We start from the raw sequence: 26,058 nt of genomic DNA, 5'->3' as shown, positions 1-26,058 counted from the left end.
CTCAGCTCATCGCCAGCAACTGGGCCACCTTGTCGACGATATCTGCCAGGTCGAAAGGTTTGAGCAACACCGCCGTGCGCGCAGGCAACTGGCCGTCGCGCAGCGCGGCACTCACGTCGTAACCGGTGATGAACAACACCGGCAGGCCCGGCAACAAGGCCCGGCTCGCTTCGGCGACCTGGCGGCCATCCAGGCCACCTGGCAGGCCGATGTCGCTTATCAACAGTTGCGGGCGCAAGCCGTCGTGCAAGGCGGCGAGCGCAGCCTGCCCATGCTCGACGGCACGCACCTGGTAGCCGACTTCTTCCAGCACTTCGCCGATCACCATGCGCAAGGGTGCCTGGTCTTCCACCAGCAGAATGCTCGCGCAGCCTTGCGCCGGCACCAGGGCGGGCGCAGGCCGCTGCTGGGAGGGTTTCGCCGCTTCGCTGTGGCGGGGCAGGTAGAGTTCTACCCGGGTGCCCTTGCCAAGGGATGAATGGATCTGCAACTGGCCGCCTGATTGGCGCACGAAACCATAGGCCATCGACAGCCCCAGGCCGGTACCCTGGCCCAGTGCCTTGGTGGTGAAGAACGGGTCGATGGCGCGTTCCACCACATCCGGGGGCATGCCACGACCGCTGTCTTCGACGCTGACACACAGGTAAGGGCCAGCGGGCAGGTCGAGGGTTTCGCCCTGCACGGCATCAATCTCGCGGTTGTGGCACTGGATATCGATCCGTCCGCCGCCTGGCTGGGCGTCGCGGGCGTTGATGCACAAATTCAGCAGGGCGCTCTGCAACTGCGGCGGGTCGATGAAGGTGGGCCACAGCCGCGGTGCGCAGTGCACGCTGACGGCAATGGCCGGGCCGACGCTGCGCCGGACCAGGTCCTCCATTTCCAGGATCAGCCCATCGACTGCGGTGGCTTGGGGCACCAGGGTCTGGCGCCGCGAGAACGCCAGCAGGCGATGCACCAGTGCCGCCGCGCTCTTGGCCGAATGGCTGGCGGTTGCCAGCAAGCTTGCGACATCGTCCAGACGCGCCTGTTGCAGGCGCTGCTGGATCAGTTCGTGGGCGCCGAGAATGCCGCCAAGCAGGTTGTTGAAATCGTGCGCGATGCCCCCGGTCAGTTGGCCTACTGCTTCCATTTTTTGCGCCTGGCGCAGCGCTTCTTCGGCCTTGAGCAGGCGTTGCTGCTCACCCACCTGACGAGTGATGTCATACACGAACAGGTAGGCTGCGAACACAACGCCTGCACTGTCGCGCAGCGGGTTGAAGCGCAGTTCGAAATGCCGCAGGCGGCCGCTGCGTCCGTACTCGATGACCTCGGTGAAGCTTTCACCGCCCAGCGCCCGGTGCCACAGGGCCAGGGCGCGTTGGCAGTCGTCGGGGAAGCCCGTCATGCATTCGGGCAGGCTGTCGCCGGCCTTGATGCTGCGCCCGAACAAGAATTCGAAATCCTTGACCGCGCGTGCGTTTACCGCCAGCAGGCGCAGCGAGGTGTCCAGCACCTGAACCCGCGCCACGCTGCGCTCGACCAGTTCGGCGAACAGGCCGCGCTCGGCCAGTGCAGCGCTGACGCGCTGCTCGAGCTGGTCATTGAGCTGCTGCAGCGCCGTTTCGGCGCGATAACGGGCGGTGATGTCCTTGAACAGCACGGCAACCTGGCGTTTCTCGGCCGGCTCGATACGGAAGGTGGTAACCGACAGTACGCGCCCGGTCGCCACCAGTTCCTGCTCGAACTGCAACTGCTCGCCGCTGTGCAGCACATGCCCGTAACGTGCGATCCACTGGTCGGCCTCGGCGGGCACCATTTGCCGCAGGTACTGGCCGACCACGTTGGGGATGCCGGTATGGCGGGCATAGGCGGCGTTGGCCAGAATGTGCACGTAGTCGCTGTCGGGGCCGTGGGGACCGTCGACGAACTCGATGATGCAGAAACCCTCTTCCATGGTTTCGAACAGAAAGCGGTAAAGCGCCACGTCGTCGACGTTTGCCTTCAGCTCGCGCACTTCGGCCTGCAACCGCGCGTTGTCTTGCTCCAGCGCCTGCAGGCGCTGCAGCAGAGCGTCCTGAGCCGTGGTCTTCGATGCTGGCATCAACGGGTCCGTCATGAATGTTCGAAAGGGCCAGGGCCCAGGTCAGGGGGCGAGCAGGCCCCGGGCGACAGCAAGCATTGCCTCGAGCTGGAACGGCTTGCCGATACTGGCCATCGCGTCGGTCAACGGGAAGTCGGCCAACGCCTGCGCCTGATCATATCCGGTGATGAACAGAATGCGCAGCTCAGGATGCAGTACCAGTGCCTGCAGGGCCAGCTTGCGACCGTCCAGCCCGCCCGGCAGGCCGATGTCGGTGATCAACAGGGCAGGGGCCGGGCCTTCACGCAGTGCATCGAGGGCCTCGATACCGGTACCGAAAGCCTCTAGCTGGTGGCCCTGGTCCAGCATCACCTCACCGATCACCACCCGCAGGATCGGGTCATCCTCCACCAGCACTACCCTGCAGGCGCCCAGGTTTTCAGGTGCTGGCGCCGGTTGCAGCGAAGCGGCCGCAGGCACCTCGGCGCTACCAATGTGCCTGGGCAGATACAGGTGCACGCGTGTGCCTTGCCCGGGGCTTGAGTAGATATGCAACTGACCACCAGACTGGCGCACAAAGCCGTACACCATCGACAGCCCCAGGCCAGTCCCCTGGCCGAGCGGTTTGGTGGTGAAGAACGGGTCGATGGCTCGGGCGCTGACGCTCTCGCTCATGCCCGAACCGTTGTCCAGCACCTTTAGTTGCAGGTAGTCGCCGCCAGGCAGTTGCAGCGCCTCGCCCTGAGCCTGTGACAGGCTGAGGTTGGCGCAGGCCAGGGTCAGGGTGCCGCCGCCCGGCATGGCGTCACGGGCATTGATGCACAGGTTGAGCAGGGCGTTTTCCAGTTGCGAAGGGTCGACGCAAGCCTGCCACTGCCCGGGTTGGGTCAGGTCTACCAGGGTGATGTGTTCGCCCAGCGAGGTGAGGATCAGCGGCTGCATGCCTTGCAACAGAGTATGCAGGTCGATCAGGCGGGGTTGCAGCGTCTGGTGCCTGGCGAAGGTCAGCAGGCGCTGCACCAATTGCGCGGCGCGGGCGGTATTTTGCTGGGCGATCCCCAGCAGGTTGCGTGCATCTTCGCCACGCCCTTGGTCAAGGCGCATGCCGGCAAGTTCGAGGGCGCCGGAAATCCCCCCCAGCAGGTTGTTGAAGTCGTGGGCGATTCCGCCGGTCAGCTGGCCCACGGCCTCCATTTTCTGGGCATTGCGCAAGGCCTGTTCGGTGTCGCGCAGGCGGCGCTGCTCGGCGACTCGCTGGCTGATGTCATAGGCGAACAGGTAGGCCCCAAGCATGACGCCCTGGGCATCGCGCAGCAGGTTGAAGCGCATCTCGTAGTGCCGCTCGGCCGGGGGTATCTGGAGGGTGACGTTTTCGACGAACACCTCGCCGGCCAGCGCTCGCTCCCACAGCGCCAGCAGTTGCGCCTTGGCTTGTGGAAAGACCGGCGGGTAGTCGCGAAAACTCACCCCCAGCAGTGGTTCGGGCAGGCCCAGGGCGAGAAAGGTTTGCCGCGCCGTGCGGTTGATCGCCAGCACGCGCATGTCGCGGTCGACCACCATCACACTTGCCAGGCTGCTGTCGACCAGCTGGGCGAACAGCTTGTGCTGCGCCTGCGCCTCGTCCACTTGCTGGCCCAGCTGCTGATTGAGGTGCAGCAAGTCGGCGCGGGATTCCCAGGCGGCGGTGCGCTCGTGGAACAGTACGGCCATGCGCCGCGCGCTGGCAGGCTCCAGGCGATGGATCGACAGCGCCAGGTTGCGCCCGGTCATTTGCAGGCGTTGCTCGATGTACTTGGGTTCGCCGCTGTGCAGCACCGAGGTGTAGTGCCCGATCCAGGCATCAGCCTCGCCAGGCACGGTTTCGCGTAGCGTGTTGCCGATCACCTTGCGCAAGCCGGTATGGCGGGTGCAGGCTGCGTTGGCATAGACATAGCGATAATCGCTGAGTGGGCCGTGGGGGCCATCTATCAGCTCGACGATGCACAGCCCTTCGGCCATGTGTTCGCACAACCAGTCCAGCTGTGACGATGCTGTATGCGCGGCAGGGGAAGGCCAGGCCGCTGAGTCGGGGGTGGGCATGACGTGGATCCAACGAGGCGAGCTTTTACTATAGTCAGCGGCCACGACACGCGCTCGGCCCTCGTCTTCACAGCAGGGCTTTCAAAACGACCTGATAATCTTCCCCAGTGTCTCCATGGCGTGTTCCGAGCTGTCACCCCACGGGCTGCCATAGTTGAGCCGGATGCAATTGGCGAAGCGCCGGGTGGGCGAGAAGATCGGCCCCGGCGCGATGCTGATACCCTGGGCCTGGGCCATGTGGAACAGCTTCAGTGCGTCTATCTGCTCGGGCAGCTCCAGCCACAGGAAGTAGCCACCGCTGGGTTGGCTGACCCGAGTCTGGGCCGGAAAATGCCGGGTAATCGCCGCCAGCATGTTGGCCTGCTGGCCTTCCAGGGCGTAGCGCAGTTTGCGCAGGTGGCGGTCATAGCCGCCGTGTTGCAGGTAATCGGCAATCGCCGCCTGGGCCGGCATCGAGGCGCACAGCGAGGTCATCAGCTTGAGCCGCTCGATCTTCTGGGCAAAGCGCCCGGCGGCTACCCAGCCGATGCGGTAGCCCGGTGCCAGGCTCTTGGCGAACGAGCCGCAGTGCATCACCAGGCCTTGCGTGTCGAAGGCCTTGGCCGGCTTGGGCGCCTGCTGCGAGTAGTACAGCTCGGCGTACACGTCGTCTTCGATCAGCGGCACCTGGTGGCGGCGCAGCAACTCCACCAACTGCTGCTTCTTCGCCTCGGGCATGCTCGCACCCACCGGGTTCTGGAAGTTGGTCATGCACCACACCGCCTTGACCGGGTGCTTGTCCAGGGTCTGCGCCAGTACCGTCAGGTCCATGCCTTCGCGCGGGTGCAGCGGAATTTCCACGGCCTTGAGCTTGAGGCGTTCGAGCACCTGCAGGCAGGCATAAAAAGCCGGTGCCTCGATGGCCACCAGGTCACCTGGCTGAGTGACTGCCTGCAGGCACAGGTTGAGGGCTTCCAGCGCGCCGTTGGTGATCAGCAACTCCTCCATGGGCAGCATCAGCCCGCCGACCATGTAGCGCAGGGCGATCTGCCGGCGCAGCTGCGGGTTGCCTGGCGACAGGTCGGTGACCACCATGCGCGGGTCCATGGCGCGGCTGGCGCTGGCCAGCGAGCGCGACAGGCGTTGCAGCGGGAACAGCGTGGGGCTGGGGAAGGCCGAGCCGAACGGCACGGTGTGCGGGTCCTTGATCGAGTCGAGGATCGAGAACACCAGGCCGCTGACGTCCACATCGGTGGACTCGCCCGCCGGCACCTGGGTGTCCGGCTCGCTGAACGGGCGCGGGGTGTGGGCGTTGACGAAGTAGCCCGAGCGCGGCCGGGCGCGGATCAGCCCGCGACGCTCCAGCAGGTAGTAGGCCTGGAACACTGTGGACGGGCTGACCCCGTGGGTCTGGCTGGCATAACGCACCGACGGCACGCGCTCCCCGGGGCCAAGCACCCCGGTGCGGATCAGTTCGGCAATGTCATCGGCAAAGCGTTCGTAGCGTTTCATGGGGTCTGCACTGGCAAGGTGGTGGTGAGTGTATCGGCTCAGCGGTTCATTGGCGCGACGAAGCGGCTTTGTGCGCTGCTGCGGATGTCGGGCTGGTCGCTGTCCTGGATCTCGAAGGTCAGTACCTGCGAGCTGCTGGCCGGGCGCTCGGCCAGCATCGCCACCGACACCGGCAGCTCGCTCATCTCGCCCGCGCCGATGCTGAAGGTGCTGCTGCCGTGCAGCTCGAAGCCGTCGGCGTCCACCAGGCGCAGGTGGTACTGCTGGGGTTGCTGGGTCTTGTTGATGATTTTCAGCAGGTAGATGTTCTCGATCTGGCCCAAGGCGTTTTCGCGGAACAGGCCGCGGTCCTTGATCACATCCAGCGACACCATCGGGCGCTGCTGCAAGGCCATCACCAACGCGCCGATCATCACCAGCAGCGCCGCGGCGTAGCCCAGCAGGCGCGGGCGCAGCCAGTGGGTGGTGCCGCCCTGCAGGGTGTGCTCGGACTTGTAGCCGACAAGGCCGCGGGCGTAGCCCATCTTGTCCATCACCTCGTCGCAGGCGTCGATGCAGGCGGCGCAGCCGATGCAGGCCATCTGCAGGCCGTCGCGGATGTCGATGCCGGTGGGGCACACCTGCACGCACAGGGTGCAGTCGATGCAGTCGCCCAGGCCCTGGCTGCGCGGGTCGCTGCCCTTTTTGCGCGCCCCGCGCGCTTCGCCGCGGGCCGGGTCGTAGGCCACCGCCAGGGTGTCCTTGTCGAACATCACGCTCTGAAAGCGCGCATAGGGGCACATGTGCAGGCACACCGCCTCGCGCAGCCAGCCGGCGTTGAGGTAGGTGGCGGCGGTGAAGAACACCACCCAGAACAGCGCCACGCCTTCGAGCTCGAAGCTCAGCAGCTCTGCCGCCAGCGGGCGGATCGGGGTGAAGTAGCCGACGAAGGTCAGCCCGGTGAGCAAGCCGATGGCCAGCCACAGCGTGTGCTTGAGGCTGCGCCGGGCGAGCTTTTGCAGGCCCCAGGGCGCGGCGGCGAGTTTGATGCGCTGGTTACGGTCACCCTCGCAGACCTTCTCGCACCACATGTACAGCCAGGTCCAGGTGCTTTGCGGGCAGCTGTAACCGCACCACACCCGGCCTGCGAACACGGTGATGGCGAACAGGCCGAAGGCGCAGATGATCAGCAGCGCCGACAGCAGGATGAAGTCCTGCGGCCAGAAGGTTGCGCCGAAAATGTGAAACTTGCTCTCGGCCAGGTCCCAGAGCACGGCCTGGCGGCCACCCCACTGCAGCCAGGCGGTGCCGAAGAACAATGCGAACAGCAGGCCCGCGAAGCCGATGCGCAGGTTACGGTAAAGGCCTGTGAAGCTGCGGGTGTGAATGCCGCCGCCAGGCTGGCTTTTGCTCTGTTTGACGGCGGCGGGGGCAATCTCGATGACTCGGAAGGGAATACGGTCGCTCATGGTTCATCGCTCATCAGGCCTGGATCAGGCCTGGGCACTATGGCCGCCGATCTGTTTGCAGCACAGACTCAGCTACGGCGATAAAAACCGTATCAGATTGCCCTCTATTGCCGCGCAGCCCCTAGATTACCGAGCCTGGCGTGCTGGCCTTGAGGTGCCTGCGGCTATCCACCGCACCTGCAACAGTCAGCGCATCGGCTTCGCTTTCGGTGATGGGGATGCGTTCACCGGCCAGGATCGCCACCGACATGCGTAGCTGTTCGTCGGTGACGATCTCGATTTCCGGGCCAGTGCCCTCCAGGCGGATATGGTCGCCGATCAGGGTGCAACGGCGGGTGCTGGGGTCGACTTCGACGGGCATGGGGGTGGCCTCCGTTGGGGTGTTACGCGGTGGACCGCAGGGGTGCGGCAGATGCTGCAACCATCCGCTGGGTGGTTGCCGTGGCACTCGCGGCACTCTGTGAGGTCGCTTTTTGTAGGGGCCGGCTTGAGAGTTATACGGTCCCTGTGGGAAGCGGCCTTGTTCAAGGCCGCTTCCCACAGCGTTTGGCAATTGAGCAACTCAGTCGCTCCTACAACCGCACTGCCATCACTTCGGGAGCCCCATGGACACCATCCTTGCAGCCATCCAGGCCGAATTCGCCGACATCACCGACGCGCGCCAGGTCACGCAGATCCTCGTGCGCCTGATGATGGCCGCACTGCTGGGCGCGGTGCTGGGTTTTGAGCGCGAGAGCAAGGGCAAGTCGGCCGGGGTGCGCACGCACATGCTGGTGTCGATGGGCGCGGCGCTCTTCGTGCTGGCGCCGAGCATGGCCGGCGCCGACGCACAGGCGCTGAGCCGGGTGATACAGGGCATCGTTGCCGGTATCGGGTTTCTGGGGGCGGGTACCATTCTCAAGGGTAACGGCCAGGACACCAGCCACGTGAAGGGCCTGACCACTGCCGCCGGGCTATGGATGACCGCCGCCATCGGCACGGCCGCCGGCATGGGGCGCGAGGCCACGGCGTTGGTGAGTACGGTGCTGGCGCTGCTGGTGCTGGGCAGCATGCCATTGCTGGTGGAGAAGGTAGAGGGGGAAAGCGAGGAGAAGCGCAAGGAGGAGGAGGACAGGAAGCACTGAGGGGAGCCGAAGCTCCCCTCAAAGCGTTGTTGCCTGCTCTTTTATTATTATTGGAGACTGGCCTGTTGTTGTTTTTGTCGGCCTTTGCCTCGGTGCTGCGGGGGCCCCTATCCGGGGCCAAGAGCAAACGTATTTTTTTGAGCGCTGACTTGCGTTCATCCAACGTGTGATCCAACCGTGACTGCCGCTACCTTGCAGGTAGTTTTATTGTTCTGTGACCGGTTGCGGGGCTTTTCTGCGAAAGCTTCCCTGGAAAGCACGTCGACTCCAAAAAAATCTGCTTGCTACGCCTCTGCCGTGTTGTTCTTGTTATGTCAGAGCCGTTACATGTTGTTTTTATTAGATGTCGCTGTTTTTTGTTCTTGTTGTGCCAGAGATATAGCAGGTGCCGTGCCAACTTTTTAAAACCCTTTAAAATCAATGACTTGGTGATTTTTGCGGAAAGGCAGGCACCTGAAATTTTGTCGATTTGTTTCCCTGTTACCCGATTTTTTGCTGTTGGACGTGTAGGCGGTAACACTCGCGCCCACATTTGTGTGACAGCCGTGTGACCTACCGTGCACTGCGTGCCCGTGCCACCCGCGAGCCCGTCGCCCGGCCCAGCACCTCGCTGATGCGCAGCCCGGCATCGACCAGCTTGTCGAGGTCGATGCCGGTGTCGATGCCCAGGCCTTGCAGCAGGTACAGCACATCTTCGGTGGCGATATTGCCGGTGGCGCCCTTGGCGTAGGGGCAGCCGCCCAGCCCGGCCACCGAGCTGTCGAACACTGCAATGCCCTCCATAAGGCTTGCGTAGACATTGGCCAGCGCCTGGCCGTAGGTGTCGTGGAAGTGCCCGGCCAGCTGCTCGCGTGGCACCTGTGCCGATACCACCTCGAACAGCCTGCGGGTATCACCGGCGGTGCCGGTGCCGATGGTGTCGCCCAGCGACACCTCGTAGCAGCCCATGTCGTGCAGGGCGCGGGCCACCGGGGCCACTTGCTCGGCCTTGACGGTGCCCTCGTAGGGGCAGCCCAGCACGCAGGACACATAGCCGCGCACCCGCACACCGTGGCTGCGTGCAGCGTCCATGATCGGCTCGAAGCGCATCAGGCTTTCGCTGACCGAGCAGTTGATGTTGCGCTGGGAGAACGCCTCGGTGGCGGCGGCGAACACCGCCACTTCCTTCACCCCGGCCGCAACGGCATCTTCGAAACCGCGCAGGTTCGGCGCCAGCGCGGCATAGGTAACACCTGCTCGTTGGCGAATGCCGGCGAACACTTCGGCGGAGCCGGCCATCTGTGGCACCCACTTGGGCGAGACGAAGCTGCCCACCTCGATATAGCCAACGCCTGCGTCGGTGAGGTCGTCCACCAGCCGCACCTTGTCGGCGACGCTGATGGGCTGGGCTTCGTTCTGCAGGCCGTCGCGCGGGCCGACTTCGACCAGGCGCACTTTACGGGGCAATGACATGGCGGGGTTCCTGTGGCAGGTCAACGGTGGTGGGGCTGTTTGTTCAGGGTGGCGGCCAGGGCCTGCTCGCAGCGCTCCTGGGCGGTGTCCAGTTCCAGGTGCATCTGCTGGATATCGAGCATCTGCTGCTCCAGCTGGGCGCGGCGCTCGGCGATCTTCACCAGCATGCTGTTGAGCTGCTTGAGGTTGCCGCCGGTGGGGTCGTACAGCTCGATCAGTTCGCGGCACTCAGCCAGCGAAAAGCCGATGCGCTTGCCGCGCAGGATGAGCTTGAGGGTCACCTTGTCGCGCGCCGAATAGATGCGTTCCAGGCCCTTGCGCTCGGGGCTGAGCAAGCCCTGTTCTTCGTAGAAGCGGATGGCCCGGGTGGTGATGTCCAGCTCGCGGGACAAATCGGAGATGCTGTAGGTCTGGCTGGTCATGGCGCGGCTCGAAGGATCGGTCGCGCTAACCTAAATCCAGGTTTACGTATACGTCAAGCTCAGCGCGCGCCGCCTGCGCCCCGTTCACGCAGGGTTTTGGCCACTTCGGCCTCGATCTTGTAGGCGGGCGCCTCAAGCTCGTCGTAGTTGCGGGTGTAGCGTCGGGCGAATTCCTCAACCCCCAGTTGCTGGTACTGCTGTACGTGCTTGAGCTCGTGGGCCCACAGCGCCACGTTGTCCTCGGCGTCGGTGCTGCGGCGGAAGATCACCGTGTCGATCAGCGTCACCGCATTCACATCGGGGTTCTGCAGCAGGGCGTTGGCGGCGCTGATCTGCTGTTCGTTACCCACCCGGTAACGTGCGGCGTCCAGCACGGCGAAGTCGTACCAGGGTTCGAGCTGGGCGCGGATATGCAAAGGGATCGGCTGGGTGCCGCTGGCGTTGGCCTCATCTCTGGCCTGGCGCAGGGCGAACACCAGGCTGGCGGTGGCCATGTTCTCGACATCCTTGAACACATCGCCCGGCTGGCCTTCACCCACCGGCATGCAGAAACACACCACCACGCAGGCCTCGTACTGGCCCTCGGGGCAGTTGCCGGCCAGGGCCGGGGCAGCCAGCAACAGACCCAACAGTGCGTTAACCAGCCTCATCGAGCACCTGCTCCAGCAGCGTGCGGCTGGCTTGCAACACTTGTTCCTGCACCGGCTCGCTGGCGAGCATGCGCCCGACCATCAGGGCGCCGACACACTGGCTGATCAGTGCCCAGGCCAGTTGCGGGTCACCCAATGTAGCCCCCCAGGCCTGCTGGAGTTGCACCAGCCAGTGTTCGGCTTCTTCGCGTACCGGGCGCTCGGCGCGAGCGATCTCCACCCCCAGTGGCGGCAGCGGGCAGCCGCCCTCGGCGTCGTGCAGGTGGGCCAGCGACAGGTACTGCTCCAGCAGGCGCTTGAGGCGCGGGCGGTCGATGCTGGTACGGGCCAGCGGGCTGTTGCCCAGCTCGCGGCGCACCACCTCGGTGAACAGGTCGTCCTTGGACGGGAAGTGGTTGTAGAACGCACCGCCCGTCAGGCCGATGGCCTTCATCAGCCCAGCCACGCCGGTACCGGCAAAACCGCCGCGCTTGGCCAGTGCACCACTGCTGGCCAACAGCTTTTCGCGGGTTTGCTGTTTGTGTTCGGTGGAGTAACGCATGCGGGCACCTGGCTTGACGATGGCGTGATCGTAGCATAGCGTTCGTTTACTAAACGATCATTCACTAATGGAGCGGTCCATGGCAGAACAACAAAAGGTCGTGCTGGTGGTGGGGGCGGGCGATGCCACCGGCGGCGAGATCGCCAAGCGCTTTGCCCGTGAGGGTTACATCGCCTGTGTTACCCGGCGCCAGGTCGAGAAGCTGCAACCGCTGGTGGACGAGATCCGCGCCGCTGGCGGCCAGGCCCATGGTTTTGGCTCCGACGCGCGCAAGGAGGATGAGGTGGCCGAGCTGGTCGAAACCATCGAGCGCGATATTGGCCCGATCGAGGCGTTCGTGTTCAACATCGGCGCCAACGTGCCGTGCAGCATCCTCGACGAGACCCCGCGCAAATACTTCAAAATTTGGGAAATGGCCTGCTTTGCAGGCTTTCTTACCGCACAGGCCGTGGCCCGGCGCATGGTCCAGCGCGAGCGCGGCACCCTGCTGTTCACCGGGGCCACCGCCGGTACCCGCGGCGCTGCCGGGTTTGCCGCCTTCGCCGGGGCCAAGCATGGCCTGCGCGCCCTGGCCCAGAGCATGGCCCGCGAGCTTGGCCCACGCAACATCCATGTCGCCCATGTGGTGGTGGACGGCGCCATCGACACCGCGTTTATTCGCGACAGCTTCCCTGAGCGTTATGCGCTGAAGGGCCAGGACGGCATCCTCGACCCCGCGCACATTGCCGACAGTTACTGGTACCTGCACAGCCAGCCGCGCGATGCCTGGACGTTCGAACTCGACCTGCGGCCATGGATGGAGCGGTGGTAGGCCTGTGAGGGCCCTATCGCCGGCAAGCCGGCTCTCTTAGAACAAACTACAACTCAGTGATTTAACGCGGTCTTCGTGGGAAGCGGCCTCGTGTCGCGATGGGCTGCGCAGCAGCCCCGGCAATTTTGCATGAGACCGAGGCCTTGGGGCCGCTTCGCGCCCCATCTCGACCGGACGGCGCCCCGGCAAGGCCGCTTCCCACAGAGACCGCAGTACATCTGCGAAGGGCTGGGTGATCTCCTACAGGGGCGTGCGCCAACGTCGGCTATCGCGAACCATCTGTAGGAGCCGGCTTGAACTGGCGATAGGGCCGGCCCAGGCAGCACAACCCCCACAGGCATTCAAGGAACCCCCATGCATAAAAACCTCGACTTCTACTTCGACCTCGGCAGCCCCGCCAGCTACCTGGCCTGGACTCAACTGCCAGCCCTGTGCGCCCGCCATCAGGCACACCTGCTGTACCGTCCGATGCTGCTGGGCGGTGTGTTCCAGGCTACCGGCAACGCTTCGCCGGTAATGGTGCCGGCCAAGGGGCGCTACATGTTCATCGACCTTGCCCGCTACGCCGAGCGCTACGGCGTGCCGTTCGGCCTGCCGCTGGGCTTTCCGGTCAATACCCTGAACCTGATGCGCGGTTTGATCGGCACGCAACTGCACGCACCCGAGCGCTTCGAGGCCTTGCTCAAGGTGCTGTTCGAAGGGTTGTGGGTACAGCAGCGCAATCTGTCCGACCCCGATGTGCTGGGCCGTACCCTGGCCGAGGGCGGCTTCGATGCGCAAGCCTTCCAGACCCTGGCCGCGCGTGCCGACGTCAAGGAGGCATTGAAGGCGGCAACGCAACAGGCAGTGGAGAGGGGCTTATTCGGCGCGCCTACCTGTTTTGTCGACAGGCAGATGTTCTTCGGCCAGGACCGGCTGGACTTCGTCGAGCAGGCATTGGCCGGCCAGTAACCGCTCGATCTGCCGGCGCTCCCACAGGCTCAGGTGGTCCACCGGGTTGGTGCCGTAGCGTGGCCAGTCGGCCAGGCTGGCCTGGCGCCCATCGGGGCTGCGGGCCTGGCTGCAACTGGCCAGGCCTTCGGCGTCCAGCACCAGGGCCAGTTGCCAGCCGTCGATATGCAGCTGCTGCCGCTGGGCGACCACCTGCTGCGCAACGCCCAGCGCGGCGTCGCGCAGGCACTGGTACACCTCGCGGCTGGTGATCATTGCGCTATCAGAAGTTCGCCGGGGTGTTGGCACTGATGATCTCGGCCTCGTCGGGGCCGATGTTCTTGAAGCTGTGGGGCAGGGTGGTGGGGATGTAGTAGCCGTCACCGGCGTTGAGGATGCTCACCTGGCCATCGACCCATAGCTCCATGGTGCCACGGGTGACCAGGCCGCATTCTTCGCCCACCGAATGCACGATCGGCTCGCCAGAGTCGGCGCCCGGGGCATACAGCTCGCGCAGCATGCGCATCTGCCGACCTTCGACGCTGGCGCCGACCAGCAGCATGCGCAGGCCGTTACGGCCAAGGTCCGGTTGCTCGCCGCCACGGAACACGAAGCGCTCTTCACGCACCGGCTCGTCGAAGCTGAAGAACTCGGCCAGCGACATGGGGATGCCTTCGAGCAGCTTTTTCAGCGAACTGACCGACGGGCTGACACGGTTCTGCTCGATCTGCGAGATGGTCGAGTTGGTCAGGCCGCTGCGGCGGGCCAGTTCCCGTTGGGAGAGGTTGTTGCGTTCACGCACCAGTTTGAGTCGTGTCCCGGTGTCCATAGCCGCCTTGTTTGCAGAGGTGTCAAAAATAATGGGCGACGCATTAAAACACACTCTGCAGGCCTTGCGCCCCTGTGCGTCAGTGGCGCTTGTCCGCCGATGCCGGCCATAGCCCCAGCAGCACCAGCAAGGCGGCCACGGCAAGGAACGGCAGGCGCGGGTCAAGGGTGTACACCAGGGCGCCGGCCAGCGGCCCGATCACCGCGCCCATGCCCTGGGCGGCGCCCACGGAGCCTGCGGTGGCACCCTGCTCGGAAGCCTGCATGGCATTGGCCGCCAGGGCGGAAAACGCCGGGAACACGAAGCCCATGCCAAACGCCGCCACGGCGAATGCGGCCCACAGCCAGGGGGCGCTGCTGGCGAAGGCCGCCGCCCCGAAGCCCAGCCCGGAAACGCAGGCACCGATACGGATCATCTTCTGCGGCGGCCATTCCAGCTGGCGCAGCAGCACCTGGGCCAGCATCAGCGCCACGCCCACGGTGGTCAGCGCGATACCGGCGGCCTGGGCGGCCTCGGTGGCCGGCAGTTGCAGGCGGTCGAGGGCGAAAAAGCCCACCACGATCTGCGACACGGTCACGCTGAACATGGCGCAAAACGCCACCAGCAGCGGCCGGCGCAGGCGCGGGTCGCCCAGGCGCACCGGCTGCGGGGCATGGGCGTGGGGCAGCGGTTGCGGCTTGAGCTTGAACAGCAGCACCACAAAGGCTAGCGCCGGCAGCACCGACAGCACGTAGAACGGCAGGCTCAGGCTGTAGCGCGCCAACAACGCCGCCACCGCTGGGCCGAGCACCAGGCCGACGGCGTTGGCCGCACCCAGCGAGGCCATGGCCCGGGCCCGGCGCTGTGGCTCGACATGGTCGGCGATCAAGGCATTGGCACCCACCGGCAAGGCGGCATAGCAGGCACCGATCAGCCCGCGCACCAGCATCAGACCGACGAACGCGGTGGTGGCGCCCGGCAGCCAGCGCAGGGCACCGTCGATGAACAGGCACAGCGCCCAATAGGCCAGGGTGAAGCCGGCGCTGCCCAGCAGCAGCACGCGGCGCCGGCCATAACGGTCGGCCAGTTGGCCCCAGGGCCGGGCCAGCAGCACCCACACCACGCCGGCCACGGTGACCGCTGCACCGGCCTGCCAGGTGGCCATGCCGAGCAGGCGGGCGATGGGGCCGATCAGGGCGACGAAGGCCATCATCGACAGGGTGCAGGCCATGCTGACCAGCATCAGTGGGCGCAGGTCGAGGGTACTGGCGGGGGTGAAGGTGGCAGGGTCCTTTGCAACGTTCATGGGCAATCCAGGGCAGTGGCGAAATGAGCGCCAATGTTAGTAATAATTATTTACATTTGTCGACCCTGGGGTTTGTACGAAAAGTCGCCGAGCGGCGATCAGGCAAGGCGAAAACAGGCGAGGAACGGTCGGAGTCGCGCTCGACTTTACGGGTTGTAAATGAGCATTCCGACCGGGCTGGCGCACCAGCCTGTTTTCAACGCAGCATGATCGTCGCGCAGGCACTTTTCGTACAAAGCCTGGACTGCCCCGGTGCTCATTCACCGCGTCGCAGCGGGCCCGGCCACATGCTACGCAACACGCCGTCGCGGCGCACCAGTGCGTGCATCAGCGCGGCGCCCAGGTGCACCAGCACCGTGGCGAACAGCAGGTAGCCGGCCCAGCCGTGGGCCTGGCGCAGCACCGCGTACAGCTGCAGGTCGTGGGGGGCGATGGCCGGCAGTTGCAGCGGGCGCGGGTAGCCGCCGGCCGAGAGCATCGCCCAACCCAGTAGCGGCATGGCCAGCATCAGCAGGTACAGCAGCAGGTGCGAAGCGCCGGCCGCCAGGCGCTGTATCGGCGGCAGTTCACGGGGCAGCGGCGGGTGCGCCAGGCTCAGGCGCAGGGCGATGCGCAGCACCACCAGCAGCAGCAGGGCAAGGCCGGTGGCCTTGTGCAGCTCGACCATCAGCGGGTGACGGGTGGACAGGTCGCCGACCATGCTCACGCCGATGAACAGCATGGCGATGATCAGCACGGCCATCAGCCAGTGCACCAGCCGGGCCAGGGGGTGGAAGGCAGTAGGGCTCATGGCTTGGCTCCTTCGCTCAAGGCTTCGTGGCTGCGGCGGTTGAACGACACCGAATAGGCGGCCGAGCGCGCGGCCAGGATCGGGTCGGCGGACGGTTCGATGCCGTGGGGCAGGATCAGCGGGTCGAAGTTCAGGTCGCGGCAGGCGCCTTGCTCGGGGCCGTCGACCTGTTGCAGCACCAGGGTGCCGGCATCGATGCTGCGCCGCTCGGCCGGCCAGGGGCGGGCCGGGTCGTCCACCGGGTCACCGGGCTCGGCCAGGGTCAGGCGCAGGGTCCAGCGCAGCGGCCCTTGGGCCAGGCGTTGCTTGAGGTCGTGCTGGAGGAACTGCTTGTCATCCACCTGGCCCGGCAGGGGCGCGAACGGGGTTTGCGGCTCCAGCGCCCAGCGCACCGGGTGGGCCTTGCCACCGGCGTCGATCAGCTGGAAGGCATTGATGCTGTTGTAGGCGGTGCTGGCAAAACTGTCGCTGGGCTTGTAGCCCGCCGCCCACTGGCGGAACGCCGCGCTTTCCGGGTGGGCGGCGAAGAACGCCTGCATTTTTGCCGGGTCCGGCTTGCCGGTGGCCGGGTCCGGCGCGCCGGCCAGTACCTGGTCATAAAACCCCTGGGGGGTGCTGACCGCCAGCACCGGCGGGTTGTTCATGCCGGTGCGCCACACCTGGCCGTCGTCGCTGCTCAGCTGGATCGCCAGGCTGCGCACCGGCACTGCGGTGTCCGGGGCGAAGGGGTTGGCGCCGCCGATGGCGAAGCGGCCGATCACCGGCACGTTCTGCTGGCTGAACACCCGTGCGCTGGACAAGCTGGCGGCCTGGCCACTGGCCTGGAAGTAGCCACTGACGCACAGGCCCTTGGCGTGGTTCTTGCGGTAGCCGGGGTGGTGCCCGGCCTGGGCTTCGAAGGTGTCGATGATGCGCTGCGGGGTGAGCTTGGCCGGGCCGACCCAGCCGGCGGCATAGGCAAAGCCCCCGCCAAGGGCCACCAGCGTGGCGCCGATGGCGGCCAGGCGCAGGGCCTTGGCGGGGCCGTTCAGGGGAGTGGTCATCAGGCAGTCCGTTGTAGGGGGAATGAACCGGTACGACGCAGCAGCGCCGGGTTTATTCCCGCCGTTGTGCAAAGGCATTGCGGGATCGGGTTGCGTGGGAGCTATTGCTGCGGCTGCATGGAATAAAATCCCCTCAGCGCCGTCTGCTGTTTACACTGACCGCCCACCGGGGCCCGAACATGCATGATCTGGACGACCAACACTGGCGCGAGCTGCTGCAGCGGCTGCGCCGTTTTGCCTTGTGGCTGTGCCGCGACGCCGCCAGCGCCGACGACCTGGTGCAGGCCACCGCCGAGCGCGCGCTGAGCCGCTTGAGCCAGCAGCGCACCCAGGAAAGCCTGCGCGCCTGGCTGTTCACCATTCTTTACCGGTTGTACCTGGACGGCAAACGCCGCGAGCGCCTGCACGCGCGCTGGCTGAACTGGTTTGGCCGCAGCCAGGCCGAGGAGCCGGTGGGCACCGATACCGAAAGCATCGTCCTGGCCCAGGCCGACCTGCAGGCCTTCGCCAAACTGTCGGACGAACAGCGCGCACTGCTGTTGCTGGTCAGCGTCGAGGGCCTGAGCTACAAGGAAGCCGCGCAGGCCCTGGGCATTCCCATCGGCACCGTGATGTCGCGACTGTCGCGCGCCCGCGCCGCCCTGCGTGAACTGACCGACGGCAACCCCGCGCCCGCCACCCTGCGGAGACTCAAATGACACGCCTGATCCCCACCGAACACGAGCTGCACGCCTTCGTCGACGAGCGCCTGGAACCGGCGCGCCGGGCCGAGGTCGAGGCCTGGCTTGCCGCCAACCCGCATGAGGCGCAGCGCCTGGAAGCCTGGCGCAACGATGCCCGGCGCCTGCGCACCGCCCTGGCCGGCTTTGCCGAGCACCCCAGTGACCCCGCCCTGGACCTGGCCCCGCTGCGCCGCCGCCTGCGCCAGCGCCGGCAACGCCAGTTGGCCACGGCTGCGGTGCTGCTGCTGGCCGTGGGCGTCGGTGGCCTGGGTGGCTGGCAGGCGCGCGAGGCGACCCTGGCCGCCATCGAACTGCCCATGGCCGATGCGCTGCAGGCGCACCGCTTGTTCGCCGATACCACGGCGCTGGATATCCAGGCCAGCGACCCGGCCCGCCTGCAGGCCTGGCTGGGCCGACACTTCAACCGCGTCGGCCGCCTGCCCGACCTGACCGGCTACGGCCTGCAAACGGTGGGCGCGCGGCTGCTCAGCAACGAGGCGGGGCCGGCGGCCTTGCTGGTATTCGAGGACGCCAAGGGCCAGCGCATCAGCCTGTTCCTGCGCTCGCCCGGCGAGCGCTTCGAGCGTATGCCCAGCGGCCAGCGCACCGACGGCCAGCTGGAGGCGCGCTACTGGTCCCATGGCGACTACAACTTCGCCCTGGTCAGCGCCAGCGATGATGTGCGCGGCGAGCCGCTACGCCAGGCGCTGAACCTCAGCCTGTAAGCAGCTCGAGCAACTGCTGGCGGGCCAGGCAGCCGTCGCCGGCACGCCAGGCCAGGTACAGCGGCAGCGGCGCCTGCACATCGTGCAACGGGCGAAAGCACACGCCCGGTTGCGCATTGGCCTGGGCCGCCGAGGCCGGCACCAGGGCCACGCCAAAGCCACAGGCCACCAGGCCCACCACGGTTTGCAACTGCGCTGCCTCCTGCACGATGCGCGGCTCAAAGCCCGCGGCGCGGCACAGGTCGAGCAGGTGCTGGTGATAGCGGCCGCCCAGCGCCCTTGGGGTGAACACGAAGGGTTGCTCGGCGCAGTCGGCCAGGGCCACGCTGGCCTGGGCGGCCTGCGGGTGGTCGCTTGGCAGGGCCAGCAACAGCGCTTCTTCGCGCCACAGGTGGCGGTGCAGGCGCTCGTCCAATTCAGGTACGTCGCGCAACACCGCCAGCTCCAGGCGCTCCTCGAGCAGCAGGCGCGCCAGCTGTGCCGAGCTTGCCTGTTGCAGGCTCAACTGCACCGCCGGCCAACACTTGCGAAAACGCTTCAAACCATCGAGCAGCGCCGGGTGGCCCGCCAGGGCCAGGCTGCCGATGCGCAGCTCGCCGGCCTGGCCCTGGGCAATACGCCGCGCTTGCTGCACGCCCAACTCCAGGTGTTGCAAGGTGGTGCGGGCAGTGCCCAGCAGATGGCTGCCGGCCGGGGTCAGGCGCACGCCGCGGGAGTGGCGCACGAACAGGGTAAAACCCAGGCGCTGTTCCAGCCGGGCGATGGCTTGGCTCAGCGGCGGCTGGGCCATGTGCAGGCGCTCGGCGGCGCGGTGAAAGTGCAGCTCTTCGGCCACGGCCACGAACTGGCGCAGCAGGCGGGTCTCGATCACGGCAGGCGTCCTTGTCCGGCGGCGATATCAGGCGGATATCGCCGAACACGGTCGATAGTATTCAACTTTACCCGGCGTGCTGGATAGGCTCGGGGCTGGACAAGGAGCGTCAAGATGACCCACACCAAGACTGTATTGATTACCGGAGCCGCCCGCGGCCTGGGCCTGGCCGCCGCGCAGGCGCTGGCCGCGAGCGGCGCCCGGCTGATGCTCTGCGACCTGGGGGCCGACAGCCACGGCCGTGGCCGCGACCCGCAGGTGGTGGAGGCGGCAGCCGCGCAGTTGCGCGCCCAAGGCCATTGGGTAGAAGGGCTGTGCCTCGACATTACCGACGAGCAGCAGTGTCGTGAGCTGGTCGAAGCCTGCGTGGCCAGCTTCGGCGGCCTGGATGTGCTGGTGCACAACGCCGGCTGGGTGGACTATCAGATGGTCGAGCAAACCAGCACCGCGTTCATCGACCGCGCCCTGGCCATCAACGTGCATGCGCCGATGTGGCTGTGCAAGTACGCCTGGGCGCACCTCAAACGCTCGCCGGCGCCGCGCATCGTGCTGGGTACCTCGGACCGGGCGATGTACCGCTGCCACGCGCGCCCGGGCCTGGCCGCCTATGCGGCGGGCAAGATGGCGCAACTGGGCCTGATGAACGCCCTGGCCGCCGAAGGCGCGCCCCACGGCATTCTGGTCAACGCCTTGTCACCGGTGGCGCGCACGCGCATGTGGGGCGAGCAGGGCGAACCGGACGACCTCAGGCCCGAGTGGGTGGCGCCGGGCTTCGTCTACCTGGCCAGCGACGTGTGCCAGGCCAGCGGCCATGTGCTGCGGGCCAGCAACGGGCAGTTCGTGGGCACCCGGTTCGAGGAGGGCGAGGACGTGGAGTACCCGCGCAACCTGCGCGGGATGAAGGCCCGCTCGGCGCAGGAGCTGGCGGCGTTGGTGCCTTTGTAGCGTTGTCGTGCCCCCAGTAGGAGCCGGCTTGCCGGCGATAGGGCCGGGCCTGGAAATAAAAAATGTGCGCCGGGGCTTCTGGCCTCATCGCTGGCAAGCCAGCGCTCATAGAACAAACTACAACGTATTGATTTAACACCGTCCCCGTGGGAAGCGGCCCCAAGGCCTCATGCAAGATTGCCGGGGCTGCTGCGCAGCCCATCGCGGCACAAGGCCGCTTCCCACAGAGACCGTGGCGCATATGCGACACCAGTTCCCTGCGCGACAGTGCAGCCCGCAGGGCTGGGTAAGCTCCAGCAGGGGCGCACTACAAACTGTCCCGCCCGTTATATCCCCTGGCCCTTCGGCGCTGGTACATGTACCGCTCCAGCCATCCGCCCGAAGGACCCGCCCCCGATGAAGCTCGTACCCGCCGAACAGATCAACGCCGTCCTGGACTGGCAGGGCGTGCTCGATGCCATGCATCAGGTGCACCTCGGGCCACGGCCGAGTATCGATGACTACTTTATCGGCGACAGCCGCTACGGCCTGTTCAGCCGTGGTGTGATCCTGCCCGGCGCTGGCGCCGGGGTGAAAATCGCCTCCATGTACCCGGCCAACCTGGCTGCGCAGCCGCCGCTGCCGGCCGAGCACGCGGCTTTTGTGGTGATCGACGAACACAGCAAGGCCATCAGCGCCATCTGCGACGGCCCGGCGGTGACCGCCTGGAAAACCGCCGGTGATTCCGCCCTGGCGGGCCGTTACTTAAGCCGCCCCGACAGCGAGGTGCTGCTGGTGCTGGGGGCCGGGCCAGTGGCGCGCGCGTTGGTCGAGGCCTACCTGCACATTCACCCGGGGTTGCGCCAGGTGCTGCTGTGGAACCGCACCCTGGCCAAGCTTGAACCCCTGGCCGGGCAATTGCAGGCAAGGGGGATCGAAGCGGTGCTGGTGAGTGACCTGGATGCGGCGGTGGCGCGTGCCGACATCATTGCTTCTGCTACGGCCGCAGCGGCGCCGTTGATCAAGGGTGCGTTCGTTCGCCCTGGTACTCATGTGGATGTGGTGGGCGGCTTTCGCCCGGACATGCGCGAGGTGGACAGCGAACTGGTGGGCAAGGCGCGGCTGTTCACCGATGACCGGGTGGGCGCGCTGAATGCCGGCGACCTGGCGGTGCCGTTGCAAGAGGGCGTGATTGGCGAGGGCAGTATTGAGGCCGACCTGTTCGAGCTCTGCCAGGCGCAGGGCGTGCGGCGCGCGGCGGGCGACATCACCTTGTACAAGAATGCCGGCGGGGCGCATCAGGACCTAGCGGTGTGTTTGTGTGCGTTGCGGCGGCTTGCAGCGGGAGTCTGAGAAACGGGGCCGCGTTGCGGCCCAATCGCAGGCAAGCCTGCTCCTACAAGGGGCGCGCGAGACCTGTAGGAGCAGGCTTGCCTGCGATTGGGCTGCAAAGCAGCCCCGCCCGATCCCATAACAACAATAACCCCGGAGCCCCCCTGCATGAGCACCACCAACCCGCGCCTGGGCATCGTCCTGTGCCTGCTGTCCATGCTGGTCTTCGCCAGCCAGGACGGCATCACCAAGATCCTCGTCCAGCACCTGCCCGTCGCCCAACTGGTGATGGTGCGCTACTGGTTCTTCCTGGTCTTTGCCCTGGTATTCGTGCACTTCAATGGCGGCATCCGCCCGGCGTTCGGCAGCGCCCACCCCTGGCTGCAGCTGGGCCGCTCGCTGCTGGGCATCTTCGAAATCGTCGTGTTCGGCCTGGCCCTGCGTTACCTGGGGCTGGCCGAAACCCACGCGATCTACGCGGTGTTCCCGCTGCTGACCATGGCCCTGGCAGCCATCACCCTGCGCGAGGCACTGAGCCTCAAGCAGGTACTGGCCGGGCTGATCGGCTTTGCCGGCACCCTGGTGATCCTCAAGCCCGGCCTTGGGGTGTTCAGCGTGGCGTCGTTGATACCGTTGCTGGCCGCTGGCATGTTCGCCTGTTTCAACGTGCTTACCCGCAAGATCAGCAGTGCCGACAGCTTCGGCACCAACATGCTGTACATGGGCCTGTGGGGCGCCGTGGCTGCCACCGTCATCGGCCTGCCTCAGTGGGTCACCCCCGAACCCTGGGAGCTGGGGCTGATGCTGGTGCTGTCGACCACCGGGGTCATCGCCCAGCTGCTGTTGTTGCAGGCGCTCAAGTACGCCGAGGCGGTGGCCTTGCAGCCGTTCAACTATGCGTTGCTGGTGTTCGCCTCGGTGATCGGCGTGGTGGGTTTTGGCGAGCGGCTGGAGCTGTCGCTGGTGGCGGGGGCGCTGCTGGTGGTGCTGGGCGGGATGTTCGCCTTCAGGCGCTGAATGCCACCGCGCCCCCTGTAGGAGCCGGCAAGCCGGCTCCTACAGGGGGCGCGCAGGCCTACAACAAGCCGATCTGCACATGCACCTCGCGCAGCCGCGCCGGGGTGACGTCGTACTCGCGCTTGAACCAATGGATCATGTGCGAGCTGTCGGTAAAGCCGCATTCATAGGCAATCTGGGTGATCGAGCGGCTGCTGTTGAGCACCATCCAGTGCGCCGCCTTCAGGCGCATCTGCCGCCAGTAGCCAGCCGGGGTGGCGCGCAGGTGCTTCTTGAACAGCCGGCTCAGCTCGCGCTCGCTGGTGCCCACCGCCGCAGCCAGCTCGGTGATGGTGCAGGTTTCGATCATGCGCTGGCGCATCAGCCCCACCGCGTTCACCACCCGCGCATCCAGGCAGCGCAGGCCGCTTTCCGGGCTTTGCCGGCGCGCCTGCATGTCGTCGAAACCACGCTCCGACAGGACGTAGTGCAGGGTCTTGTCGGCCCGTGACTGGCCGCAGTGTTCGGCCACCAGGTGCATCGCCAGGTTGATCGCCGCCAGGCCTCCGGGGCAGGTGATGAACGGGCCATCGCTGACCACCGGTACATCGTTGACGGTGATCACCTTCGGGTGCACCTGGTTCATCGCCGCCGCCATGGAAAACTGCACCGCGCAGTGGCGCCCGTCCAGCAGGCCCAGCTCGGCCAGCACGAAGGTGCCGGTGCACAGGCCGATCACCGGCACATCGGCGGCCACGGCCCGGCGCACGTAGTCGTACAGCTCGGCGGGGAAGGGCCGGGTGCCTTGCAGCAGGCCGCCGTGCACCACGATGTAGTCGTAGTCGGCAGGGTCGCCGTAGCGCGCAGTGGGCAGCACCGGGAACCCGCAGCTGGAGACGATCGGCGCATCGTCGTGGGACAGCAGCGTCCAGGCGCAGTAGATCGGCCGGCTGAAGTCGCGCTCATCGGCCGCCAGGCGCAGGCAGTCGACGAAGCAGCCGAGCGACAGCAGGGTGAAATCCGGGGTGGCGACGATGCCGAAACGTATCGGCGTGACGGCCTCGGGCGGGGGTTTGAGCGGGGCGAGAAAGGCGTAGTCGGCGCGCATGATCGGGCGGGGGCCTCGGTAAATGGTCGCTGGCGGCCCTGTTGTGGCCTGAACGAGACATTGCGTGATTACGTACCGCGAGTTGTCTGGATCCTACAATCGTGGGCCTGGGAATGTCACTACATTGAAATCACTGCGCGGGCCTGTGAGGGCCCAATCGCCGGCAAGCCGGCCCCTGCAGGAGCCGGCTTGCCGGCGATAGCGCCAGTACAGGCAAGACCGCATTTCAAGCCCAACAAGAACAACAGCTTTGCCATCTCGAACACCTGCCTTTCAAAAGAACAAAGGGTGTAACTCATGATGCAAACCGTCTTGAAAAGTGTGACCAATACCGCCCACCCCGACCAACTGCGCCAGCACGCGCTGGTGGACATCCAGGGCCTGGGCAAGGACTACGGCGACACCACCGTCCTCAACGACATCAACCTCAGCGTGGCCAAAGGCGAAGTCATCGCCATCATCGGCCCCAGCGGCTCGGGCAAGAGCACCTTGCTGCGTTGCGTCAACCTGCTCGACCCACCCACCCGCGGCATCCTGCGGGTCGCCGACACCACCATCGATGCCAGCCAGCCGATCACTGAGCGCCAGGTACTCGCCCTGCGCCAGCCGGTGGGCATGGTGTTCCAGTCGTTCAACCTGTTCCCGCACCTGTCGGTGCTGCGCAACGTGAGCCTTGCCCAGGAGCGGGTGCTGGGGCGCAGCCGCAAGGAGGCCGATGAAGTCTCGCGCCAGTTGCTTGACCGGGTCGGTTTGCTGAACAAGGCCGACCAGTACCCCTCGCGTTGCTCTGGCGGCCAGCAACAGCGCATCGCCATCGCCCGGGCGCTGGCCCTGGAACCCAGCCTGATGCTGTTCGACGAACCCACCTCGGCGCTGGACCCCGAGCTGGGCCTGGAAGTGCTCAACGTGATGCAGGAGCTGGCCGGGCAGGGCATGACCATGATCGTCGTCACCCACGAGATGCACTTTGCCGAAAGCGTGTCGGACCGGGTGCTGATCATGGCCGACGGCCGGGTCATCGAAGAGGGCAAGAGTGCCCAGGTGATGCGCAAGCCGCAGACCGAACGGGCGCAGCGCTTTCTCAGCGCGGTGATGAACCGATGAGCCGGGAAATGCTCGTCACCATTCTGGGGGGCATCCAGTGGACGGTGGCGGTCACCGTCGCGGCGCTGGCGCTCGGTGTGCTGCTGGGGGCGCTGCTGTGCGCCATGCGGGTGTCCGGCAACCGCCTGCTCGACACCCTGGCGGCGGCGCTGATTCTGGTGCTGCGCGCGGTGCCGCCGATTGTCTGGCTGTTCTTGATCTTCTTCGGCATCGGCACTGGCCTTATGGAGGTCAGCCCGTTCCAGGCTGCGGTCCTCGGACTTGGCCTGATCACCGCGGCCAATATGGCGGAGATATTTCGTGGTGCCCTGGCGGCGGTGCACAAGGGCCAGTGGGAGGCGGCCCGGGCACTGAGCATGCCGGCGCGCTACCGGCTGCTGGATGTGATCGCGCCGCAGCTGCTGCGGGTATCGCTGCCGTCCATTGGCAGCTATGCCATCGGCCTGTTGAAAGACACCGCCATCGCCTCGACCATCGGCGTGCCGGAAATCGCCTTCCAGGCCACCCATGTGTCCCAGGTGAGCTTCCAGGGCCTGGCCACCTTCGCCTTCGCCGGTGTGCTGTACATCGCCCTGAGCATCCCGGTGGCCTGGGCCAGCCGCTGGGCCGACCAACGCATGCGCCTGAGGGTAGCCCGATGAACCAGACCCTGGAGTTCTGGCGGCAGATCCTGCCGCAACTGCTCGGCGGCTTCAGCCAGTCGTTGCAGGTGACCGCCGTGTCGCTGCTGCTGGGCGTGCCGCTGGGGTTGCTGCTGGCCCTGGGCCTGCGCAGCCGCAAGCTGGCCCTGCGTGCGCCGCTGCTGGCAATGATCGAAGTGGGCCGTGGCGCCTCGGTGCTGGTGCTGCTGCAGTTCGTCTACTTCGGCATGCCCACCGCGGGGTTTACCTTCACCTCGTTCGTGTCGGTGGCCATCGCCTTTACCTGGTGCACCGCGGCCTATACCAGCGAGATCCTGCGTGCCGGCATGGAGGCGGTGCCCCAGGGCCAGCGTGAAGCGGCCCAGGCGCTGCGCCTGAACCGCCTTGACACCCTGCGCCTGGTGATCCTGCCGCAAGGCCTGCCGATCTCGATCCCGGCCTTGCTCGGCTTTGCCATTCTCATGCTCCAGGCCTCATCGCTGGCCTTTGTGGTGGCGCTGCCGGAGCTGATGAGCAAAGCCCAGCTGATTGGCTCGAACACCTTCCAGTACATGCCGATCTTCATCCTCGTCGCGCTGCTGTTCGCGGTGATCTGCCTGCCCGCCACCGTGGTGGTCGGCCACCTCGAACGGCGCCTTGGCCGCCACCTCTGACCTGACAACACACACAACAAACCGGAGT

General features: G+C 66.3%; 26 protein-coding genes and 1 pseudogene. 11 read left to right on the top strand and 16 right to left on the bottom strand.

The features are described 5' to 3' along the window. Window position 1 precedes the first annotated feature (1 nt). The 5 genes from KSS94_RS16385 to KSS94_RS16365 form a co-directional block, all read right to left on the bottom strand. The gene (locus KSS94_RS16385; RefSeq protein WP_217839142.1) at window positions 2–2,080 is read right to left on the bottom strand and encodes an ATP-binding protein; all 2,079 of its coding nucleotides are present in this window, start codon (window positions 2,078–2,080) and stop codon (window positions 2–4) included. 42 nt (window positions 2,081–2,122) lie between these two features. Further along, window positions 2,123–4,138: a PAS domain-containing protein gene (locus KSS94_RS16380; RefSeq protein WP_217839141.1), complete on the bottom strand. Its 2,016-nt coding sequence runs from the start codon at window positions 4,136–4,138 to the stop codon at window positions 2,123–2,125. Between the two features lie 81 nt (window positions 4,139–4,219). Next, window positions 4,220–5,629 carry a GntR family transcriptional regulator MpaR gene (gene mapR / locus KSS94_RS16375; RefSeq protein WP_217839140.1) on the bottom strand — a complete coding sequence of 470 codons (1,410 nt, stop codon included), beginning with the start codon at window positions 5,627–5,629 and terminating at the stop codon, window positions 4,220–4,222. 38 nt (window positions 5,630–5,667) lie between these two features. After that, entirely contained in the window at window positions 5,668–7,077 is a 1,410-nt protein-coding gene (gene ccoG, locus KSS94_RS16370; protein ID WP_217839139.1) for a cytochrome c oxidase accessory protein CcoG, read from the bottom strand. 121 nt (window positions 7,078–7,198) lie between these two features. Next, window positions 7,199–7,438: a DUF3203 family protein gene (locus KSS94_RS16365; protein ID WP_217839138.1), complete on the bottom strand. Its 240-nt coding sequence runs from the start codon at window positions 7,436–7,438 to the stop codon at window positions 7,199–7,201. 244 nt (window positions 7,439–7,682) lie between these two features. Here KSS94_RS16365 and KSS94_RS16360 point away from each other — a divergent pair, with 244 nt between their 5' ends. Next, window positions 7,683–8,201, top strand: coding sequence for an MgtC/SapB family protein (locus KSS94_RS16360; protein ID WP_217839137.1), 519 nt, complete (start codon window positions 7,683–7,685; stop codon window positions 8,199–8,201). Between the two features lie 552 nt (window positions 8,202–8,753). Here KSS94_RS16360 and KSS94_RS16355 read toward each other — a convergent pair. Genes KSS94_RS16355 through KSS94_RS16340 form a run of 4 tightly spaced genes read right to left on the bottom strand, consistent with a single transcriptional unit; the run spans window position 8,754 to window position 11,266 of the window. Beyond that, on the bottom strand, window positions 8,754–9,653 hold the full coding sequence (locus KSS94_RS16355) for a hydroxymethylglutaryl-CoA lyase (RefSeq protein ID WP_217839136.1): 900 nt from the start codon (window positions 9,651–9,653) through the stop codon (window positions 8,754–8,756). A gap of 20 nt (window positions 9,654–9,673) precedes the next feature. Next, window positions 9,674–10,075: a MerR family transcriptional regulator gene (locus KSS94_RS16350; RefSeq protein WP_217839135.1), complete on the bottom strand. Its 402-nt coding sequence runs from the start codon at window positions 10,073–10,075 to the stop codon at window positions 9,674–9,676. A gap of 59 nt (window positions 10,076–10,134) precedes the next feature. Beyond that, a complete protein-coding gene (locus KSS94_RS16345) occupies window positions 10,135–10,725 on the bottom strand; it encodes an eCIS core domain-containing protein (protein WP_217839134.1) in 591 nt (196 codons plus the stop codon). Further along, window positions 10,712–11,266, bottom strand: a complete 555-nt coding sequence (locus KSS94_RS16340; RefSeq protein ID WP_217839133.1) for a TetR/AcrR family transcriptional regulator — start codon at window positions 11,264–11,266, stop codon at window positions 10,712–10,714. The genes KSS94_RS16345 and KSS94_RS16340 overlap by 14 nt, the downstream gene beginning before the upstream one ends. 79 nt (window positions 11,267–11,345) lie before the next feature. Between KSS94_RS16340 and KSS94_RS16335 the strand changes: the two genes are divergently transcribed. Together KSS94_RS16335 and KSS94_RS16330 are read left to right on the top strand one after the other, a co-directional pair. After that, a complete protein-coding gene (locus KSS94_RS16335; RefSeq protein WP_217839132.1) occupies window positions 11,346–12,077 on the top strand; it encodes an SDR family oxidoreductase in 732 nt (243 codons plus the stop codon). Window positions 12,078–12,431: 354 nt separating this feature from the next. Next, window positions 12,432–13,028, top strand: coding sequence for a 2-hydroxychromene-2-carboxylate isomerase (locus KSS94_RS16330; protein WP_217839131.1), 597 nt, complete (start codon window positions 12,432–12,434; stop codon window positions 13,026–13,028). Here the strand turns inward: KSS94_RS16330 and KSS94_RS16325 are convergent. From KSS94_RS16325 to KSS94_RS16305, 5 genes and pseudogenes are all read right to left on the bottom strand, one after another. Further along, window positions 13,020–13,283 (bottom strand): annotated as a pseudogene (locus tag KSS94_RS16325) (DUF7693 family protein); the annotation flags it as partial. The gene KSS94_RS16330 and the pseudogene KSS94_RS16325 sit on opposite strands and share 9 nt — an antisense overlap. A 7-nt stretch (window positions 13,284–13,290) precedes the next feature. Further along, window positions 13,291–13,836: a cupin domain-containing protein gene (locus KSS94_RS16320; protein ID WP_217839130.1), complete on the bottom strand. Its 546-nt coding sequence runs from the start codon at window positions 13,834–13,836 to the stop codon at window positions 13,291–13,293. 79 nt (window positions 13,837–13,915) lie between these two features. After that, complete coding sequence (locus KSS94_RS16315) at window positions 13,916–15,121, bottom strand: MFS transporter (RefSeq protein WP_217839129.1); 1,206 nt, start codon at window positions 15,119–15,121, stop codon at window positions 13,916–13,918. Window positions 15,122–15,377: 256 nt separating this feature from the next. Then, window positions 15,378–15,911 carry a cytochrome b gene (locus tag KSS94_RS16310; protein WP_217839128.1) on the bottom strand — a complete coding sequence of 178 codons (534 nt, stop codon included), beginning with the start codon at window positions 15,909–15,911 and terminating at the stop codon, window positions 15,378–15,380. Next, entirely contained in the window at window positions 15,908–16,954 is a 1,047-nt protein-coding gene (locus KSS94_RS16305; protein ID WP_217839127.1) for a catalase family peroxidase, read from the bottom strand. The genes KSS94_RS16310 and KSS94_RS16305 overlap by 4 nt, the downstream gene beginning before the upstream one ends. Window positions 16,955–17,133: 179 nt before the next feature. Here KSS94_RS16305 and KSS94_RS16300 point away from each other — a divergent pair, with 179 nt between their 5' ends. Then, entirely contained in the window at window positions 17,134–17,652 is a 519-nt protein-coding gene (locus KSS94_RS16300; RefSeq protein ID WP_217839126.1) for a sigma-70 family RNA polymerase sigma factor, read from the top strand. Then, window positions 17,649–18,401 carry an anti-sigma factor family protein gene (locus KSS94_RS16295; protein WP_217839125.1) on the top strand — a complete coding sequence of 251 codons (753 nt, stop codon included), beginning with the start codon at window positions 17,649–17,651 and terminating at the stop codon, window positions 18,399–18,401. Before KSS94_RS16300 ends, KSS94_RS16295 begins: the two co-directional genes overlap by 4 nt. Here KSS94_RS16295 and KSS94_RS16290 read toward each other — a convergent pair. Then, window positions 18,391–19,272, bottom strand: a complete 882-nt coding sequence (locus KSS94_RS16290) for a LysR substrate-binding domain-containing protein (RefSeq protein ID WP_217839124.1) — start codon at window positions 19,270–19,272, stop codon at window positions 18,391–18,393. The genes KSS94_RS16295 and KSS94_RS16290 overlap by 11 nt on opposite strands. Before the next feature lie 114 nt (window positions 19,273–19,386). Here KSS94_RS16290 and KSS94_RS16285 point away from each other — a divergent pair, with 114 nt between their 5' ends. The 3 genes from KSS94_RS16285 to KSS94_RS16275 all read left to right on the top strand — a co-directional run bounded on the left by KSS94_RS16285 (window position 19,387) and on the right by KSS94_RS16275 (window position 22,545). Next, window positions 19,387–20,217, top strand: coding sequence for an SDR family NAD(P)-dependent oxidoreductase (locus KSS94_RS16285; RefSeq protein WP_217839123.1), 831 nt, complete (start codon window positions 19,387–19,389; stop codon window positions 20,215–20,217). Window positions 20,218–20,613: 396 nt separating this feature from the next. Then, window positions 20,614–21,549 (top strand): ornithine cyclodeaminase family protein, encoded by a 936-nt coding sequence (locus KSS94_RS16280; protein ID WP_217839122.1) that lies wholly within the window; start codon window positions 20,614–20,616, stop codon window positions 21,547–21,549. 147 nt (window positions 21,550–21,696) lie between these two features. Continuing rightward, window positions 21,697–22,545 (top strand): DMT family transporter, encoded by an 849-nt coding sequence (locus KSS94_RS16275; RefSeq protein WP_217839121.1) that lies wholly within the window; start codon window positions 21,697–21,699, stop codon window positions 22,543–22,545. A gap of 58 nt (window positions 22,546–22,603) precedes the next feature. On the opposite strand, the gene KSS94_RS16270 is transcribed toward KSS94_RS16275, so the two are convergent. Next, window positions 22,604–23,632, bottom strand: coding sequence for a GlxA family transcriptional regulator (locus KSS94_RS16270; protein WP_217839120.1), 1,029 nt, complete (start codon window positions 23,630–23,632; stop codon window positions 22,604–22,606). A gap of 300 nt (window positions 23,633–23,932) precedes the next feature. On the opposite strand from KSS94_RS16270, the gene KSS94_RS16265 reads away from it, so the two are divergent. The 3 genes from KSS94_RS16265 to KSS94_RS16255 are packed head-to-tail and all read left to right on the top strand — an operon-like array spanning window position 23,933 to window position 26,030. After that, window positions 23,933–24,736: an amino acid ABC transporter ATP-binding protein gene (locus tag KSS94_RS16265; protein WP_302471832.1), complete on the top strand. Its 804-nt coding sequence runs from the start codon at window positions 23,933–23,935 to the stop codon at window positions 24,734–24,736. 8 nt (window positions 24,737–24,744) lie between these two features. Next, window positions 24,745–25,377 (top strand): amino acid ABC transporter permease, encoded by a 633-nt coding sequence (locus KSS94_RS16260; protein ID WP_225935799.1) that lies wholly within the window; start codon window positions 24,745–24,747, stop codon window positions 25,375–25,377. Further along, the gene (locus KSS94_RS16255; RefSeq protein ID WP_217839118.1) at window positions 25,374–26,030 is read left to right on the top strand and encodes an amino acid ABC transporter permease; all 657 of its coding nucleotides are present in this window, start codon (window positions 25,374–25,376) and stop codon (window positions 26,028–26,030) included. Before KSS94_RS16260 ends, KSS94_RS16255 begins: the two co-directional genes overlap by 4 nt. The last annotated feature ends 28 nt before the right edge of the window (window positions 26,031–26,058 follow it).

The organism is Pseudomonas fakonensis, assembly GCF_019139895.1.
GTDB classification, from domain to species: domain Bacteria; phylum Pseudomonadota; class Gammaproteobacteria; order Pseudomonadales; family Pseudomonadaceae; genus Aquipseudomonas; species Aquipseudomonas fakonensis.
This window is presented reverse-complemented; position numbering and strand designations above follow the sequence as displayed.